Here is a 14057-nt window from a genome sequence, read left to right as displayed (position 1 = left end):
CCTCGATGATCTCGAATTTCTGCCGGCGGGTGATGCCTTGCTCACGCGGCGCGCCAAGGCGAATAGCACCAGACACGCGGTGGTCGTGCGCTTCAGCAGAACTCGGGGTCGCTATGAACGACAAGGCCTGCTGGTCGAGCCGCAGGCATTGGCAGATGTGCGACGCGATCCCGATGCTCAATGATGTCGTCCGGCCACGCGGCCATCGCCGCTCCCGAAGCGGTCACGCCAAGCATCAATATATGATTGATCGAACCTTCCTCAACATGAAGGCTGATGCGATGCCATGACTCGTCCAGCAACAGGAATGCGCGCAACCAACACGCAGCCGGTCTCCGATTCCGTGATGTAGAGGTTCTTGTTGTCGGGGCCGCCATAGGCCAGGTTGGTGGTGGCGAGGCCTTGGCAGGAGCGAACCCGATAGAGCGGCTCGCCGAGGCGGTCGAAAATCCAGACGGTGCCGAGACCGGCATGAGCGATGGCGAGGTTGTCCTGCTCGTCCATCGCAAGGCCGTCGGGTCCGCCCAGGCTCCCACGTGCGTGAGCGAGGATATCGGCCCGCAGGAGAGCAAGAAGGGCGTCCCCTCCTCGGGTGGCCATGCCAGCCATGTACAAATCAAAGCGGGCGATAAGGCTCTCAATGATCGCGGCCAGCACGGGCCAATCGCAATCGACGCTGCCCCCTTCGGCCTCGGCGTAGAATCGTTCGGTGTCGCGGTAGTCGGCATCAACTAGGCAGGAGAACAGCATTCGTCCGAGCATCGCGAGTTGGAAGGCTGCGCGGTCTGCAGCTCCGTCCCACTTGAAATTCGTCGAAAAGAGACCGTGTGCCACGGGTGCGAGTTCGTCCCGCCAGACCGGATTTAGTTCCGGAAGCTGCTTCTTCAAACGCTCCGACAGCGCGCGGTCTCTGCTCCAGTTGGGCAGGCCTCCATGATGACCGGCGATGCAATAGGCCCCGATCAATGCGGCAATGCGGTCGGCTCCGCTTGGGGCAGCGAGTTGTTGGATCTCCTGGGCTCCAGCCGTCGCGTGATCCCGGCTCGGCCCGATGCCGGCGATGTAGTCCTGAAAGGCTTGCGCGTATTTTCCGAGATCGTGCAGCAGCCCGACGATGGCGCCCAAACGTGCCGCTCCAAACTTTTCCGCCCGCAGTGAAGTCAACCGCGATACTGCTTCCAGATGCTCCGCCAACGGCTGCCATGCATCCCGATCCTGGCCTTCAAGCGAATGAGCGAAGAACATGCAATTTCCAGTACCGACCGCGGTCGTGCGCGGGTCTTGAACATTGCCGAAAAACAGCCGTCATGGAAACTGCCTTCGCTCATGATCGTCTCTGGCCGCATAGTGACAACGTGTTAGACGTAGGCGTTACCTTGACCTTCGTTCAAAAATTATATAGCAATATCAACTATATATAAGTTCGCAGTTTTGTTCAGAATGGCGCGCCAAAAAGGCCTTGGTCTGCCATCATCCATCGTCGGCGCTGCGGATGGCCCCGCGGACGCGTAAGTATTGGAACATGGGTATGTGCGCGCCTCTTGTTATCCTCATCACGCTCATCGCAGTCTCCGCTGCTGCGGCCGAGACGCCGGGCCGTCCGCGTGCTGCCCAGGCGGCGGCCGGCAAGACGCTGCCGTTGCGGGGACCGGCAGGCGCCAATCCCTGCGCCGCCTACGGCCCCGGCTTCGTCAGGGTCGAGAGCACCGGAAGCTGCGTGAAGATCGGCGGAGCGCTCGACGTCGGCGTCGCCGGCTCCGTCCGGCGATAGATGCTGGCGGACGGGTCGCAGCTCGACCTCATCATGGCCGTTGCGATGTATTGCGCGTTGTTGTGGTGGGTCAGTCGCGGCATGGGCTGGACCGCGCGGCTAGCAACGGCCGCCGTAACGCTCGCGCTGATCTTCGTCGTGGTGGTGCTCGAGCGCGGCTGGCGGTGATCTTCAAGACAACGGCGGCGCGATGTATTGCACGAAGCCGGGGCGGGTCGCGATCTCGGCGTACCAGCGGTTGAGATGGGCCAACGTCGGACGGACGACGCCTTCGACGCCGAGCCAGCGCCGCGCATAGGCGCCGAGCGCGAGATCGGCGAGCGTGAACTCCTCGCCCTCCATGCAGCGCCGCGACGCGAGCTGGCGATCGACGATCTGCCAGAGCTCGGCGGCCGCGTCTGCCTCCTTCTGGATCTGGATCATGTCGCGCTCGGCCGGCGGGGTGCGCACCAGTCCCCAAAACACCGACCGCTCGGCCGGCTGCAGGGTCGACAGCGTCCAGTCGAGCCAGCGCTCGACGGCCGCGCGCGGTCTCGGCGCGGCCGGATAGATCGGCGTGCCGCGGCCATGGGCGAGGCAGAGATAGCGCATGATCGAATTGGATTCCCACAGCACGTAGTCGCCCTCGACCAAAGTGGGGATGCGCGCGTTGGGATTCATCGCGAGATAGTCGGGGTCGCGGGTGCGGCCGAACTGCATGCCGGCGTCGATGCGGCGGAACGGCAGATCGAGCTCGGCGAGGCACCACAGCACCTTCTGCACATTGACCGAGTTGGCGCGGCCCCAGATCGTCAGTTGCGGCTGCTCGTTCTCAGGCACGCCGTCCTCCCCGCTCGTCTCGTTCGCGGGTGATAGCGGAATTTCGCGCCGAAGGCGACGTGCAATTGCATGCCCGCCTCATGCAAAAAGCTCCGCTTGCGGCGGAGCTTTCGCACAAATGCTTTGTTCCGGGCGCTGGCTTGCGTTTCCGGCGAATGGCGCCGGTGCTGCGAGCCTACCAGTGTCCGGTGTTCGGCATCGATGCCCACGGCTCCTGCGGCGGCTTCGGGTCGCCCTTCTGCAACAACTCGATCGAGTGCAGGTCGGGCGAGCGGACGAAAGCCATGTTGCCGTCGCGCGGCGGGCGGTTGATGGTGACGCCGGCCTTCATCAGCTTCTCGCAGGTCGCGTAGATGTCGTCGACCTCGTAGGCGAGATGGCCGAAATGGCGGTCCTCGCCGTATTTCTCTTCGTCCCAATTGTAGGTGAGTTCGACCAGCGGCGCGCCGCGCGTCTTCGGCAGGTTCTTGAGCAGGTCGATATCCTCGGCTGCGCAGAGAAACACCAGCGTAAAGCGGCCCTTGTCGTTCTCGATCCGCCGCACCTCCTTCAGTCCCAGCGCGTCAGAATAGAATTTCAGCGCGACGTCGAGGTTGCGCACGCGCAGCATGGTGTGGAGGTAACGCATGGTCTTTTTCTCCCTGGGACGGTTCTGGTTCGCGCCGTTCATTAGCAGCAAATGCGGAGCGAGGGCAGGGGGAGGGCATACAAGCCTTCGCATGGCAGCGTGCCTGCCGCCGAACGCCTGCGACGAAAGCTTGCTTCGGTCCGGATAACCCTACCCGGTTAGGTTAAGAGCCAATTCGCGTTGCCGCGCGCGGCCGTTGCGATAGGTGTCGCGGACGGAGGCCGATCATGCGACCGCTCGCGACGCCGTCATTTTTCCAGGCTGACAGGCAGACCTATCGCCGCGTTGCGGTGGTCGGCGTGCTGTTCTGCGCGGCCTTCGTGCTGATCGGCTTTTCGCTGCGGCCGCAGCTCGAAGACACGCGCGCGCTGACGAAGGCCGACCGGCTGGTCCGCACCGCCGGACAGGCGCCGCGGGCCAATTGAGCCGCCGCGCGCCAAGTAAGCTTCGACCTCAGGATTTTCCGCCGCAGATGTGGTCGTCGCCGGACTTCCCGTTGCGCGTACCGCTATGAAGCACGAGCGCCAGGAAGCCGACATATCCGACGAGGTTGAGGAGCACTTCCAGCCAGACGGGCATGGCGAACCCTGTTTCCGAGGGAACAGCGACAACGTTCGGATCGCGCGTTTGTTCCCGCGCCCGACGCAGTAACGAGCTTCGGTTCCATGCCCATCGCGATCCTTCCTGGCGTGCAACCTTCGCCCGCCGCAGGCGTTGGATCTGCAGTTGCGGATGGAGGAGAACGATGAAGAAAACACTGGCAGTTCTGGCGACCGTTGCGGCTGTCGGCGTGACCAGCATGGCCTCGCCCGCGCAGGCACATCGCATCGGTCCGGGTCTGGCGTTCGGTCTGGCGGCCGGCGCGCTCGCGGCGGGCGCAATCGCGGCGTCGCACCCGTATTACGGCTATGGATACGGCCCCGGCTACTATTACGGGCCGTCCTACTACTACGGTCCCGGCCCTTATGCTTATTATTACGGCGGTCCCCGTTACTATCGACACTACCATCACCACTACCGGCATTGGTAAGGCGCCGCCGGCCAAGTGCCCTCGGCGAAAAGCCCGGAGCGATGCTCCGGGCTTTTTCTTCGATCATCAGGCGCTCACGGCCACAACGAGGGCCGCTCCACCTTGCGGACATTGTCCAGCGTGGCGACGAAATACTCCTCGCGCTCGCGCTTGAATCTTTCCTGCGTTGCCCGGAATGCCGCCACGCGCGCGGCGATCTCCTCGCGCTCGCCGATCTTGAATTCGTCTGGTTCGGTCATGACCATTCCTTTCTCGACAACCGACTCGCTGCTCGCTTGCGCGGTCTTTGAGTCGTCCCACGCATGCATTGACGACCTCGAATGGGGCGTCAATGCGGAAGAGGCATTGCAGGATTGTGATGAGCGAAAGACGTATCATTCCGCTGCGCGCCGGCGCTTCACGGTGGATAAGCGCATCGGCAATGTTGTTTTTGAAAGACTCTCCCGGTACGGCAGGCCAGCCAAGAAAGCGCTGGTCGCAGCCGCCGCGCCAAAGCCGCGCAAGGGGGGCGACCAGGGCGAGGAACCCGGCGACGCCGCAGCGCAAGCGGCCTGAGGATACCTCGCCGCAGCCCGAATGACAGGCATGCAGCGGGACGCGCGTCCGGCATCGCTCGTCCGTCCGCGTGCTATAGAAGCGCGTTCGAGGAGGGGACGGCGCGTCCATGATTGCATCGGATCTCCGCAGCGGCGTCGAGCGGCTCGGCGACATGATCGCCGAAGCCAGGACCATCGTGCCGTTTACTGGGGCCGGCATTTCAACCGAATGCGGCATCCCCGACTTTCGTTCGCCCGGCGGCATCTGGACGCGTCACCGCCCGATCCCGTTCGATGAATTCGTCGCGAGCCGGGCAGCGCGCGACGAGGCATGGCGCCGGCGCTTCGCCATGGAGCCGACCTTCGCCGCGGCGAAACCCGGCCGTGGCCATCGCGCGCTGGCCTCGCTCTACCGCGTCGGCAAGGTTCCGGCCGTCATCACCCAGAACATCGACAATCTGCACCAGGCCTCGGGCTTCGCTCCAGATCATGTGGTCGAACTGCACGGCAATACCACCTACGCACGCTGCATCGGTTGCGGGCAGACCTATCAGCTCGACTGGGCGAAGCGCTGCTTCGACGAAGCGGGCGGCGCGCCCGACTGCATGTCGTGCGGCGAGCCGGTCAAGACTGCAACCATCTCGTTCGGGCAGGCGATGCCGGAGGATGCGATGCAGCGCGCCACCGAGCTGTCGCAGCATTGCGACCTCTTCATCGCGATCGGATCCTCGCTCGTGGTGTGGCCGGCGGCGGGCTTTCCGACGATGGCCAAGAGCTCCGGCGCGCGGCTCGTCATCGTCAACCGGGAGCCGACCGACCAGGACGACATCGCCGACCTCGTGATCCGCCACGACATCGGGGAAACCCTGGGTCCGTTCGTCGGCAACTGATGCCCTTTGCGATTCGTTCCTGTGCAAGGCTGTTCATAGGTTCCGGCGAATCTCTTTTTTGTCTATGCGCCCCAACCGGTAGTGTTATCTTTTGATTCGAGAGATTCGTGTGGCGTCTCGATGGGATTCTCTCGTTGAGATGCGTGATTCGGCGCCGCCCGAGAGGCGGGCTGCATGGGATGTGTGGGGTCCGGGGTTATGGGGTCGTCGGACGGATTTGAGTCCAAGAAGGTTGGAGTTCCCGCATCGGGCGAGCTCGCAAATGCCGGCCGCGATCCGGCGCTCAACCCATTCACCGGACTGGGGGAAGCCGGCGCCAACCTGGTCGAGGTCGCCGGCGTCATCAAATGGTTCGACGCCTCCAAGGGTTACGGCTTCATCGTTCCCGACAATGGCTGGCCGGATGTGCTGCTGCACGTCACCGTGCTCCGCCGGGACGGCTTCCAGACGGCTTACGAGGGCGCGCGCATCGTCGTGGAGTGCGTGCAGCGCGCCAAGGGCTATCAGGCGTTCCGCGTCGTCTCGATGGACGAGTCGACTGCGATCCATCCCGCGCAGATGCTGCCGCCGCGCACCCACGTCACGGTGACGCCGACCAGCGGGCTCGAGCGGGCGCAGGTCAAATGGTTCAACCGCTTGCGCGGCTTCGGTTTCCTGACCTGCGGTGAGGGTACGCCCGACATCTTCGTGCACATGGAGACGCTGCGGCGCTTCGGCATGACCGAGCTCAGGCCCGGCCAGTACGTGCTGGTGCGCTATGGGCCGGGCTCCAAGGGCATGATGGCGGCCGAGATCCATCCCGAGACGGGATCGCCGGGGCTGTCATCGCACTAGCGGCCGGCCGGGCCGATTCGCCAGAGCCTTCCCGCAAACGTGAGCGACTGGGCTCCCGGCGTCGTCTGGCCTTTGCCATCATCGCCGGGTTAGGATCGAAAAATCCCTTTCACGCCCTTGGCATGAGTGCCGTCCCATGAGTTCCGATCGCAAGATTGCCTGGTCGCTGGTCCGGGGCTGGCTTGCCGCCGTCCTCCTCTTTACCGCCGTCGCCGGCGCCAGGGCGGCCAGCATCCAGCCGCTCGAGATCGTCACGAGAAGCGGCGTGCAGGTGTTCGCCGTCGAGGTGGCGACGACCGAGGAGGAGAAGCAGACCGGGCTGATGTACCGCAAGGAGCTGCCGGACGGTAAAGGCATGCTGTTCGACTTTTCCCCGGAGCAAGAAGTGTCGATGTGGATGAAGAACACTTACATCTCGCTCGACATGATCTTCATCCGCGCCGACGGCCGTATCCTGCGCATCGCCGAGAATACCGAGCCGATGTCGACCCGGATCATCCCGTCGAATGGGCTCGCCAAGGGCGTGCTGGAGGTCGCGGCCGGAACGGCGCAGAAGTACGGCATCCGGCCGGGCGACCGCGTGGCGCACCCGCTGTTCGGCGCGAAGTAGCGGGCCCGGATGCGGTCGTCGGCGCCTTGCTGGCGGCGCGTGAAGCGTGTATCGACGTCCGTCCGCTGGCATTCGGGGTATAGCGCAGCCTGGTAGCGCGGCAGTTTTGGGTACTGCAGGTCGTTGGTTCGAATCCAGCTGCCCCGACCAGCCCATAAATGTCCGGCCGACACCGTCGAGCGACGACATTCCGCTTGGCGGCGTCGTGCGTTTCGGGTCCTGCGCGTCAGTTCGAGGCGTACCAGCCGTCAGGAAATGGCGTCAGCGGCCAGGCGATGCGGTTGTCGTTGGCGGCCGTTGGCGGCGGCTCGGCGTCCGGCCGGATCAGGACCGGCCGCGGATACACGACCGCGAGGCGCAGACATCGGCATTGCAAATGCATGGTCGCATCAACCCGGAACAGCGAAATTCTGCAAAAATTCAATTTTGGATCGAAATCGCCGCGCGCCTTCACGGTGCGCTCAACTCAAATGGCCTGTGCATTCTAGAAAAGAGTGCAGGTCGTTTCAACCCGCAGGCGCTTCGCCACGGGACGGTTCAGACCTCACAAAGCATCACAGACGAGCCGGGCAAAAAAAGAATGCTCCCGGCTGCGCCGAGAGCATTTTGGAAGTCTCGCGGAGACTCGGGGAAGAGTGAGACGTCCGCTGGCGCTCACCACAGCCAATCTGCCCGGCTTCGTCCTTGTGCTGGAGCAACCATGGAGCGCGTTCAGCGCGGGTGCCGTTCCCCGGCAGCCGATCCCGGCGCCTGCACGCGCGGCAGCGGCATCTTGAAGTGATGCTTGGCGTAGGCGACGATCTCGCTGTCCGACGGATGATCGGCTGGTTCGACCGCGACGATGCGCTTGGCGAGCGCGGGTTGGTGATCCCTGATGAAATGGGCGAGTTCGGTCTTGGCGCCGGCCGGGCCGATGATCAGGATCTCGCCGGCGTCGGCGAGCGCCTTGGTGACCTCGGTATAGAAGGGCTTTGCCGGCGCGGCGTGGCCGCTGCCCATGGAGCCCGCCTTGTGATGAAGATGGCGGGTGGGCAGATGCGGATGCAGCGTGGCTTCGTCAGCGCCGTCGAGACCGATATGGAAGACCTTCGCCTGCGAATGGTCGATCCAAACCACGGCGTGAAAATGAGTTGGCATGTGTCCTGGCCTTGTCCTTTGGGGGCGCCGGCCGCCGCCTGACGCGGCGGCAGGCCCGACGGCCCGAGCGGGCGCGAATGTAGTCGGCTCGCGCCGCGGCCGATTGATGCAGGTCAATCGAGGGTCCGGATCAGGCGGCCTTCGGCGCCGCCGTCGGCTTCGGCAACGGCTTGTCCTGCCGCTTCGACCAGGAGATGTAGTAGGCGACGATCGTCATCAGCGAGATGCCGGCGACGCTGACCAAGATCTGCGCAAACAGCGAGCCCGAGCTCAGCGACAGCACGAAATGGCCGACGAAGGACAGGAACACGCCGACGCAGAATACGGCCAGCGACTGCTGGCCGCAGACCACGAGGGGGTCGAACATCCGCCATTCCAGTCCCGGCCAGTTCTTCGGCACGAAGCGGATCACCAGGATCACGATCACCGCGAAATGCAGGAATCGATAGGGCGCGAGATTGGTCTTGTCGTTGGGGTTGAAGGTCGAATAGAGCCAGTCGGGGAACATCGCGCCGAAATCCGGGAAGCGGCCGGCCATGGTCATGATCAGCGCCAGCAGCAGATAGGCAAGGCACAGATACAGCGTGATCGGCGACATGATGACCGCCATCGAGCGCCGCGCGCCGCCCAGCGCGCACCAGGAGCCGAACACGAACAGCACCTGCCAGCAGTACGGATTGAAGTACCAGACGCCGGCCGGATAGGCGGTGAGATTCCAGCCCATGTGGCGGGCGACCAGCCAGAGCGCGATCGACAGGCCCATGGTCAGGTCCGGCTTGCGCAGCATGAACCACAATACCGGCGGGAACAGGCCCATCAGCACGATGTAGAGCGGCAGCACGTCGAGATTGAGCGGCTTGAAGCGCAGGAACAGCCCCTGCCGGAGCGTGTCGGTCGCATGATCGACGAGGCCCGCGACGTTGAATTCGTCGATCATCTCGGAATCGCCGAAACGCAGCGCCAGATAGCTGATCGCGGCGATGTAGATCACGAACAGGATGATGTGCGCGACGTAGAGCTGCCAGACGCGCTTGGTCAGCCGCGTGGCGCCGACGACGAAGCCGCGGTCCAGCATCATCCGTGCGTAGACGAAGGTGGCGGTATAGCCGGAGATGAAGACGAAGAGGTCGGCGGCGTCGCTGAAGCCGTAATTCCGCGTCGTGATCCAGTTCACGACGTTGTCCGGGATGTGGTCGAGAAAGATCGCCCAGTTCGCCACCCCGCGAAACAGGTCGAGCCGGAGATCGCGTCCTTTTTCCGGGAGCGTGGCGTTGATCTTCAAAAGAGCCATTCGCGGAGATGCTTTCGAGAAGGGGACGGAAGACCGGGGTTAGCCGCGCGGCCGGGCCGGGCGGCCTGCCACGAGGCCACGCGACAGAAGATTGTCACGGCGCGGCATAATGACTATACCCGGCGGCACGGTAACCCCGGGATTGCAGGAATCACCGATCAAGTTCCCGATAGGTGTCTCTATACTATCCCGCCGGTTTCCACCAAGCGCTTCGGTGACGCATCAACGAGGGGTCCGGCCGTCCAATGACCGCACGTATTTTCAAGCCCGCCAAGAACGCGATGCAATCGGGCAGGTTCAAGACCCGGGAATGGCAGCTCGACTATGAGCCGGAGCAGCCGCGCGCGGTCGAGCCGCTGATGGGCTGGACGTCGTCGGGCGACATGAAGCAGCAGATCACGCTGCGCTTCGCCAGCAAGGACGAGGCGGTCGCCTATTGCGAGCGCAAGGGCATTCCCTACGAGGTCATCGAACCCCAGGAATCGATCCGTCGGCCGGTCGCCTATGCCGACAACTTCTCCTTTCGCCGCGGCGAGCCTTGGACGCATTGAGAGCCCAAGGCTCTCGTTCTGGCGCCTCCTTCCGTGCCTGTGGTCGCGACCGGCCCCTGGCCGCGCTCCGTAACGTGCGTCGCCGAAACTATCAGCGGCGTCCTTGATCTGGATCATGACTTGCCGCTGACGCGAGGTGCGTCATCGTGAGGACCGCGACGCGAAGCAGTCGCTCGCGACGCCGTCAGACACGCGGGCTGCGTCTCGCGTCACTTCACGATTGGAGCATGCCAATGTGGGTCCTGATGTACGTCTTCTCCTATTCGTTCAGCCCGGCCGCGACCAACGAGCGGGCGGAATGGCGGCTCCAGCCGAACGTGGTGTTCCAGGAGTTCTCAAATGAGGAGCGATGCAAGGCCGCCAAGGCGACGCTGGAAGGAAGCCTGAAGGATGCCGGCGCCAAGCTGCGGAGCGGCCTCGAAGACCTCAAAGCCCTCGGCAAGGCGGATCCCGCGCAGGTCATCATCGCCTACAACGTCGAATGTTTGCCGAAGTAGGCCGACGCGTCGACAGGCCACAACGGCGCGCGCCGTCAGCGGTAGCGGCTGCGAAACTCGCGCGGCGAGGTGCCGGTCCAGTGGCGGAAGGCGCGGGAAAAACTCTTTTCGTTGCGGAATCCGGCAAGCTCCGCGATCCGCTTGATCGGGCTGCGGCCGCGGATTAGTTCCTGCCTGGCGCGTTCGAGCTTGGCTTCCTCCTTCAATTCCCGCAGCGAGGTCGCTTCCTCGCGCAGGCGGCGATGCATGGTGCGGGTCGACAGCGCGAGCGCGCCGGCGAGGTCATCGGCCTGCAGCATGTGCCCGCGCGCCGCCCGCAGCATGCGGCGCACGCGCTCCACCAGCAGGCGGTCGCGCCGATAGGGCAGCACGGTGAGGCGCAGCGCGCCCTTCAGCATGCGGTCGAGGTCATCGGCGCTGCGCTTGAGCGGCAGCGCCAGATAGCGCCGGTCGAAGGTGATGGCGGCGCGCTTCCCGCCGAAGCGGACATTCTTGCAGAAGATGGTCGGATAGACCGAGACGTGACCCGGCTCGGCGTAGGGGAATTCCGCGACGCGCAGCGCGATCGCGGAGTCGACCGCCCAGCAGGAATAGCCGAGCACATAGCGCAGCAGCGTGACCAGGCAGAATTCGCGGAAGGCGCCGAGGTCGCGCGTCTCGCAGAGCGAGATCGTCGCGGTGTCGTCGGCAACGGCCAATTCGAACAGCACGTCTCCGGTCAGGATGCGGTGGTGCCGGCACCAGCGCTTGAGCGCGACTTCGAGATTGGGGGCGGTGATCGAGGCGCGGCACAGCATGCCGTAGGTACCCCAGGGCAGTTTTCGCGAGAACCATCCGAGTGCCTCGTCGTCGAGCTCGCGCATGGCATGTCCGGCCAGTTCCTCGAACTGGATGGCCGTGATCCGCGCGTCCGTCGCGAGATCGGCCGGCACCTGCGCCCGCGCGAGGGCCTCTCGAGGATCGCCGCCATATCTGGCGTAAGCGGCAACCACGCCATGCACGAAAGCCGCCGGCGTGACGGCGCGGCGGGGTGTCGCGGCGGAGGCTTGGAAGGGCATGACAAACTCTCGCCAACTCTGGCGGAAAATGCAACCTTTTCGACCGGGCCGGGCGCCCCGGCGGCGCTAGGCTCTGGCTCGAGAGAACAATGGAGGAATCGCCATGGATATTCCCAGCATCGACTTCGGTCTTGGCGAAGACGTCGACATGCTGCGCGACACCTTGCGCGCCTTCGTGGCGGCGGAGATCGCGCCGCGCGCCGCCGAGATCGAGAAGGCCAATCTGTTTCCGGCCGATCTCTGGAAGCGGCTCGGCAATCTCGGCCTGCTCGGTATGACCGCGCCGGAGGAATATGGCGGCTCGGGCATGGGCTATCTCGCCCATATCGTGGCGATGGAGGAGATCTCGCGCGGTTCGGCCGCGGTCGGGCTGTCCTACGGCGCGCATTCCAACCTCTGCGTCAACCAGATCCGCCGCAACGGCAATGACGCGCAGCGGCAGCGCTATCTGCCAAAACTGATCTCCGGCGACTATGTCGGCGCGCTTGCGATGTCCGAGCCCGGCGCCGGCTCCGATGTGGTGTCAATGAAGCTGCGCGCCGAGGAGCGCGGCGATCGCTACGTTCTCAACGGCTCCAAGATGTGGATCACCAATGGTGGCGACGCCGACGTGCTGGTCGTCTACGCCAAGACCGATCCCGAGGCCGGCCCGCGCGGCATCACCGCCTTCCTGATCGAGAAGGGTTTCAAGGGTTTCACCCACGGCCAGCATCTCGACAAGCTCGGCATGCGCGGCTCCAACACCTATCCGCTATTCTTCGACGAATGCGAGGTGCCCGCCGAGAACGTGCTGGGCGGCGTCGGCGAGGGCGCCAAGGTGCTGATGTCCGGCCTCGACTACGAGCGCGCGGTGCTCGCCGGCGGCCCGCTCGGGATCATGGCGGCCTGCATGGACGTGGTGGTGCCCTACATGCACGAGCGCAAGCAGTTCGGCCAGCCGATCGGCGAATTCCAGCTCATGCAGGGCAAGCTCGCCGACATGTACTCGACCTGGCAGGCGACGCGCGCCTACGTCTACAGCGTCGGCCGCGCCTGCGACCGTGGCGGTCACGCGCGCACGCTGCGCAAGGACGCCGCCGCCGCGATCCTCTATTCCGCGGAGAAGGCGACCTGGATGGCGGGCGAGGCGATCCAGGCGCTCGGCGGCGTCGGCTACACCAACGAGTTCTCGACCGGCCGGCTGTGGCGCGACGCAAAGCTCTACGAGATCGGCGCGGGCACCTCCGAGGTGCGGCGGATGCTGATCGGCCGCGAACTGATGGCGGAAACCGCCTGAGCGTCTCAACGCAATTGGAATTGCCGCGAAAATAGTCCACCCTGTCGCGGCATCTCACCACGTCAAATAGAACCGCGGGTCACATGCCGCTCCATCCCACTGTCGATCCTTCCTCCCAGGATTTCGCCCGCAACGCCGAGGCGATGCGCGCGCTCGTCGCCGATTTGCGCGAGAAGCTCGGCCAGGCCGCCGGTGGCGGCGGCGAGGCTTCGCGCAACCGCCACACCGCGCGCGGCAAGATGCTGGCGCGCGAGCGCGTCGATCTCCTGGTCGATCCCGGCACCGCCTTTCTGGAGCTGTCGCCGCTCGCGGCCTACGGCCTCTATGGCGGCGACGTGCATTCGGCGAGCGTCGTCACCGGGGTCGGGCGGATCGCCGGGCGCGAATGCGTCATCGTCGCCAACGACGCCACCATCAAGGGCGGCACCTATTATCCGATGACGGTGAAGAAGCATCTGCGCGCGCAGGACATCGCGCGGCAGAACAATCTTCCCTGCGTCTATATGGTCGATTCCGGCGGAGCTTTCCTGCCGCTGCAGGACGAAATCTTCCCGGACGAGCGGCATTTCGGCCACATCTTCTTCAATCAGGCGCAGATGTCCTCGCTCGGCATCCCGCAGATCGCCATCGTCATGGGCTCTTGCACCGCCGGCGGCGCCTACGTGCCGGCGATGTCGGACGAGAGCATCATCGTGCGCAATCAAGGCACCATCTTCCTCGGCGGCCCGCCGCTGGTGAAGGCGGCGACCGGCGAGGTCGTGAGCGCGGAAGAGCTCGGCGGCGCCGACGTCCACTCGCGGCAATCCGGCGTCACCGACCACTACGCGCAGAACGACGCGCATGCGATCGGCATCGCCCGGCGCATCGTCGCCACCTTGAAGCCGCCGGCGCGGCCGCCGCTCAACATGCGCCCGCCGCGCGATCCGCTGTTTCCGGCGGAGGATCTCTACGGCGTCGTTCCCGTCGACGGCAGAAAGCCGTACGACGTCCGCGACATCATCGCTCGCATCGTCGACGGTTCGGAGTTCGACGAGTTCAAGAAGCTCTACGGCACCACGCTGGTCTGCGGCTTCGCCCATATCTGGGGCTATCCCGTCGGCATCGTCGCCAACAACGGCATCCTGTTCAG

The 14057-nt window shown here is 64.8% G+C and carries 22 protein-coding genes and 1 tRNA gene; 13 read left to right on the top strand and 10 right to left on the bottom strand.

The window, feature by feature from the left end:
* Nucleotides 1-181 (bottom strand): hypothetical protein (locus KGM94_RS16900; RefSeq protein ID WP_300261528.1); only part of this gene is annotated, 181 nt, incomplete at its 3' end.
* Between the two features lie 80 nt (nucleotides 182-261).
* Nucleotides 262-1245, bottom strand: coding sequence for a CRISPR-associated endonuclease Cas3'' (locus KGM94_RS16895; protein ID WP_300261525.1), 984 nt, complete (start codon nucleotides 1243-1245; stop codon nucleotides 262-264).
* A gap of 283 nt (nucleotides 1246-1528) precedes the next feature.
* On the opposite strand from KGM94_RS16895, the gene KGM94_RS16890 reads away from it, so the two are divergent.
* Together KGM94_RS16890 and KGM94_RS16885 are read left to right on the top strand one after the other, a co-directional pair.
* Nucleotides 1529-1771 (top strand): hypothetical protein, encoded by a 243-nt coding sequence (locus tag KGM94_RS16890; RefSeq protein WP_300261522.1) that lies wholly within the window; start codon nucleotides 1529-1531, stop codon nucleotides 1769-1771.
* Complete coding sequence (locus KGM94_RS16885) at nucleotides 1772-1939, top strand: hypothetical protein (RefSeq protein ID WP_300261518.1); 168 nt, start codon at nucleotides 1772-1774, stop codon at nucleotides 1937-1939.
* Nucleotides 1940-1942: 3 nt separating this feature from the next.
* Here the strand turns inward: KGM94_RS16885 and KGM94_RS16880 are convergent, their stop codons facing one another.
* Together KGM94_RS16880 and KGM94_RS16875 are read right to left on the bottom strand one after the other, a co-directional pair.
* On the bottom strand, nucleotides 1943-2590 hold the full coding sequence (locus KGM94_RS16880; protein WP_300261515.1) for a glutathione S-transferase: 648 nt from the start codon (nucleotides 2588-2590) through the stop codon (nucleotides 1943-1945).
* Nucleotides 2591-2765: 175 nt separating this feature from the next.
* Nucleotides 2766-3218: a VOC family protein gene (locus tag KGM94_RS16875; protein WP_300261512.1), complete on the bottom strand. Its 453-nt coding sequence runs from the start codon at nucleotides 3216-3218 to the stop codon at nucleotides 2766-2768.
* 227 nt (nucleotides 3219-3445) lie between these two features.
* On the opposite strand from KGM94_RS16875, the gene KGM94_RS16870 reads away from it, so the two are divergent.
* Nucleotides 3446-3643, top strand: coding sequence for a hypothetical protein (locus KGM94_RS16870; protein ID WP_300261507.1), 198 nt, complete (start codon nucleotides 3446-3448; stop codon nucleotides 3641-3643).
* Nucleotides 3644-3671: 28 nt separating this feature from the next.
* Here KGM94_RS16870 and KGM94_RS16865 read toward each other — a convergent pair whose 3' ends face one another.
* Complete coding sequence (locus KGM94_RS16865; protein ID WP_300261504.1) at nucleotides 3672-3797, bottom strand: hypothetical protein; 126 nt, start codon at nucleotides 3795-3797, stop codon at nucleotides 3672-3674.
* Between the two features lie 166 nt (nucleotides 3798-3963).
* Here KGM94_RS16865 and KGM94_RS16860 point away from each other — a divergent pair, with 166 nt between their 5' ends.
* Complete coding sequence (locus KGM94_RS16860) at nucleotides 3964-4248, top strand: hypothetical protein (protein ID WP_300261501.1); 285 nt, start codon at nucleotides 3964-3966, stop codon at nucleotides 4246-4248.
* A gap of 74 nt (nucleotides 4249-4322) precedes the next feature.
* Here KGM94_RS16860 and KGM94_RS16855 read toward each other — a convergent pair whose 3' ends face one another.
* The gene (locus tag KGM94_RS16855; RefSeq protein WP_300261498.1) at nucleotides 4323-4487 is read right to left on the bottom strand and encodes a hypothetical protein; all 165 of its coding nucleotides are present in this window, start codon (nucleotides 4485-4487) and stop codon (nucleotides 4323-4325) included.
* Here KGM94_RS16855 and KGM94_RS16850 point away from each other — a divergent pair.
* The 5 genes from KGM94_RS16850 (at nucleotide 4486) to KGM94_RS16830 (ending at nucleotide 7268) form a co-directional block, all read left to right on the top strand.
* Nucleotides 4486-4803, top strand: a complete 318-nt coding sequence (locus KGM94_RS16850) for a hypothetical protein (protein WP_300261494.1) — start codon at nucleotides 4486-4488, stop codon at nucleotides 4801-4803. The two genes, KGM94_RS16855 and KGM94_RS16850, sit on opposite strands and share 2 nt — an antisense overlap.
* 109 nt (nucleotides 4804-4912) lie before the next feature.
* Complete coding sequence (locus KGM94_RS16845; RefSeq protein WP_300261491.1) at nucleotides 4913-5674, top strand: Sir2 family NAD-dependent protein deacetylase; 762 nt, start codon at nucleotides 4913-4915, stop codon at nucleotides 5672-5674.
* A gap of 198 nt (nucleotides 5675-5872) precedes the next feature.
* Nucleotides 5873-6508, top strand: coding sequence for a cold-shock protein (locus KGM94_RS16840; protein WP_300261488.1), 636 nt, complete (start codon nucleotides 5873-5875; stop codon nucleotides 6506-6508).
* 136 nt (nucleotides 6509-6644) lie between these two features.
* On the top strand, nucleotides 6645-7118 hold the full coding sequence (locus KGM94_RS16835) for a DUF192 domain-containing protein (protein ID WP_300261485.1): 474 nt from the start codon (nucleotides 6645-6647) through the stop codon (nucleotides 7116-7118).
* A gap of 73 nt (nucleotides 7119-7191) precedes the next feature.
* A tRNA-Pro gene (locus KGM94_RS16830) sits at nucleotides 7192-7268 on the top strand.
* Between the two features lie 76 nt (nucleotides 7269-7344).
* Here the strand turns inward: KGM94_RS16830 and KGM94_RS16825 are convergent.
* The 3 genes from KGM94_RS16825 to KGM94_RS16815 form a co-directional block, all read right to left on the bottom strand.
* Nucleotides 7345-7500, bottom strand: a complete 156-nt coding sequence (locus KGM94_RS16825) for a hypothetical protein (protein WP_300261481.1) — start codon at nucleotides 7498-7500, stop codon at nucleotides 7345-7347.
* Between the two features lie 329 nt (nucleotides 7501-7829).
* Complete coding sequence (locus KGM94_RS16820) at nucleotides 7830-8255, bottom strand: translational machinery protein (RefSeq protein WP_300261477.1); 426 nt, start codon at nucleotides 8253-8255, stop codon at nucleotides 7830-7832.
* A 130-nt stretch (nucleotides 8256-8385) separates the two neighbouring features.
* A complete protein-coding gene (locus tag KGM94_RS16815) occupies nucleotides 8386-9546 on the bottom strand; it encodes an OpgC domain-containing protein (protein ID WP_300261474.1) in 1161 nt (386 codons plus the stop codon).
* Nucleotides 9547-9791: 245 nt separating this feature from the next.
* Between KGM94_RS16815 and KGM94_RS16810 the strand changes: the two genes are divergently transcribed.
* Nucleotides 9792-10097 (top strand): ETC complex I subunit, encoded by a 306-nt coding sequence (locus KGM94_RS16810; protein ID WP_300261471.1) that lies wholly within the window; start codon nucleotides 9792-9794, stop codon nucleotides 10095-10097.
* A 227-nt stretch (nucleotides 10098-10324) separates the two neighbouring features.
* On the top strand, nucleotides 10325-10594 hold the full coding sequence (locus tag KGM94_RS16805; protein WP_300261467.1) for a hypothetical protein: 270 nt from the start codon (nucleotides 10325-10327) through the stop codon (nucleotides 10592-10594).
* Nucleotides 10595-10629: 35 nt separating this feature from the next.
* Here KGM94_RS16805 and KGM94_RS16800 read toward each other — a convergent pair whose 3' ends face one another.
* Nucleotides 10630-11652: an AraC family transcriptional regulator gene (locus tag KGM94_RS16800; protein WP_300261464.1), complete on the bottom strand. Its 1023-nt coding sequence runs from the start codon at nucleotides 11650-11652 to the stop codon at nucleotides 10630-10632.
* Between the two features lie 103 nt (nucleotides 11653-11755).
* Here KGM94_RS16800 and KGM94_RS16795 point away from each other — a divergent pair, with 103 nt between their 5' ends.
* Together KGM94_RS16795 and KGM94_RS16790 are read left to right on the top strand one after the other, a co-directional pair.
* Entirely contained in the window at nucleotides 11756-12928 is a 1173-nt protein-coding gene (locus KGM94_RS16795) for an isovaleryl-CoA dehydrogenase (protein WP_300261461.1), read from the top strand.
* Between the two features lie 83 nt (nucleotides 12929-13011).
* Nucleotides 13012-14057 (top strand): carboxyl transferase domain-containing protein (locus KGM94_RS16790; protein WP_300261458.1); only part of this gene is annotated, 1046 nt, incomplete at its 3' end.

Origin of the sequence: Bradyrhizobium sp., from assembly GCF_028868675.1 — a bacterium.
Taxonomy (GTDB): Bacteria; Pseudomonadota; Alphaproteobacteria; order Rhizobiales; family Xanthobacteraceae; genus Bradyrhizobium.
Note: the sequence above shows the minus strand (reverse complement) of the source record. Positions and strands in the feature narration are given on the sequence as shown.

Coding starts and splice junctions, on each gene's coding strand:
- KGM94_RS16895 (WP_300261525.1), bottom strand. CDS start 1,245: ATGTTCTTCGCTCATTCGCTTGAAGGCCAGGATCGGGATGCATGGCAG.
- KGM94_RS16890 (WP_300261522.1), top strand. CDS start 1,529: ATGTGCGCGCCTCTTGTTATCCTCATCACGCTCATCGCAGTCTCCGCT.
- KGM94_RS16885 (WP_300261518.1), top strand. CDS start 1,772: ATGCTGGCGGACGGGTCGCAGCTCGACCTCATCATGGCCGTTGCGATG.
- KGM94_RS16875 (WP_300261512.1), bottom strand. CDS start 3,218: ATGCGTTACCTCCACACCATGCTGCGCGTGCGCAACCTCGACGTCGCG.
- KGM94_RS16870 (WP_300261507.1), top strand. CDS start 3,446: ATGCGACCGCTCGCGACGCCGTCATTTTTCCAGGCTGACAGGCAGACC.
- KGM94_RS16865 (WP_300261504.1), bottom strand. CDS start 3,797: ATGCCCGTCTGGCTGGAAGTGCTCCTCAACCTCGTCGGATATGTCGGC.
- KGM94_RS16860 (WP_300261501.1), top strand. CDS start 3,964: ATGAAGAAAACACTGGCAGTTCTGGCGACCGTTGCGGCTGTCGGCGTG.
- KGM94_RS16850 (WP_300261494.1), top strand. CDS start 4,486: ATGACCATTCCTTTCTCGACAACCGACTCGCTGCTCGCTTGCGCGGTC.
- KGM94_RS16855 (WP_300261498.1), bottom strand. CDS start 4,487: ATGACCGAACCAGACGAATTCAAGATCGGCGAGCGCGAGGAGATCGCC.
- KGM94_RS16845 (WP_300261491.1), top strand. CDS start 4,913: ATGATTGCATCGGATCTCCGCAGCGGCGTCGAGCGGCTCGGCGACATG.
- KGM94_RS16840 (WP_300261488.1), top strand. CDS start 5,873: ATGGGGTCGTCGGACGGATTTGAGTCCAAGAAGGTTGGAGTTCCCGCA.
- KGM94_RS16835 (WP_300261485.1), top strand. CDS start 6,645: ATGAGTTCCGATCGCAAGATTGCCTGGTCGCTGGTCCGGGGCTGGCTT.
- KGM94_RS16825 (WP_300261481.1), bottom strand. CDS start 7,500: ATGCATTTGCAATGCCGATGTCTGCGCCTCGCGGTCGTGTATCCGCGG.
- KGM94_RS16820 (WP_300261477.1), bottom strand. CDS start 8,255: ATGCCAACTCATTTTCACGCCGTGGTTTGGATCGACCATTCGCAGGCG.
- KGM94_RS16815 (WP_300261474.1), bottom strand. CDS start 9,546: ATGGCTCTTTTGAAGATCAACGCCACGCTCCCGGAAAAAGGACGCGAT.
- KGM94_RS16810 (WP_300261471.1), top strand. CDS start 9,792: ATGACCGCACGTATTTTCAAGCCCGCCAAGAACGCGATGCAATCGGGC.
- KGM94_RS16805 (WP_300261467.1), top strand. CDS start 10,325: ATGCCAATGTGGGTCCTGATGTACGTCTTCTCCTATTCGTTCAGCCCG.
- KGM94_RS16800 (WP_300261464.1), bottom strand. CDS start 11,652: ATGCCCTTCCAAGCCTCCGCCGCGACACCCCGCCGCGCCGTCACGCCG.
- KGM94_RS16795 (WP_300261461.1), top strand. CDS start 11,756: ATGGATATTCCCAGCATCGACTTCGGTCTTGGCGAAGACGTCGACATG.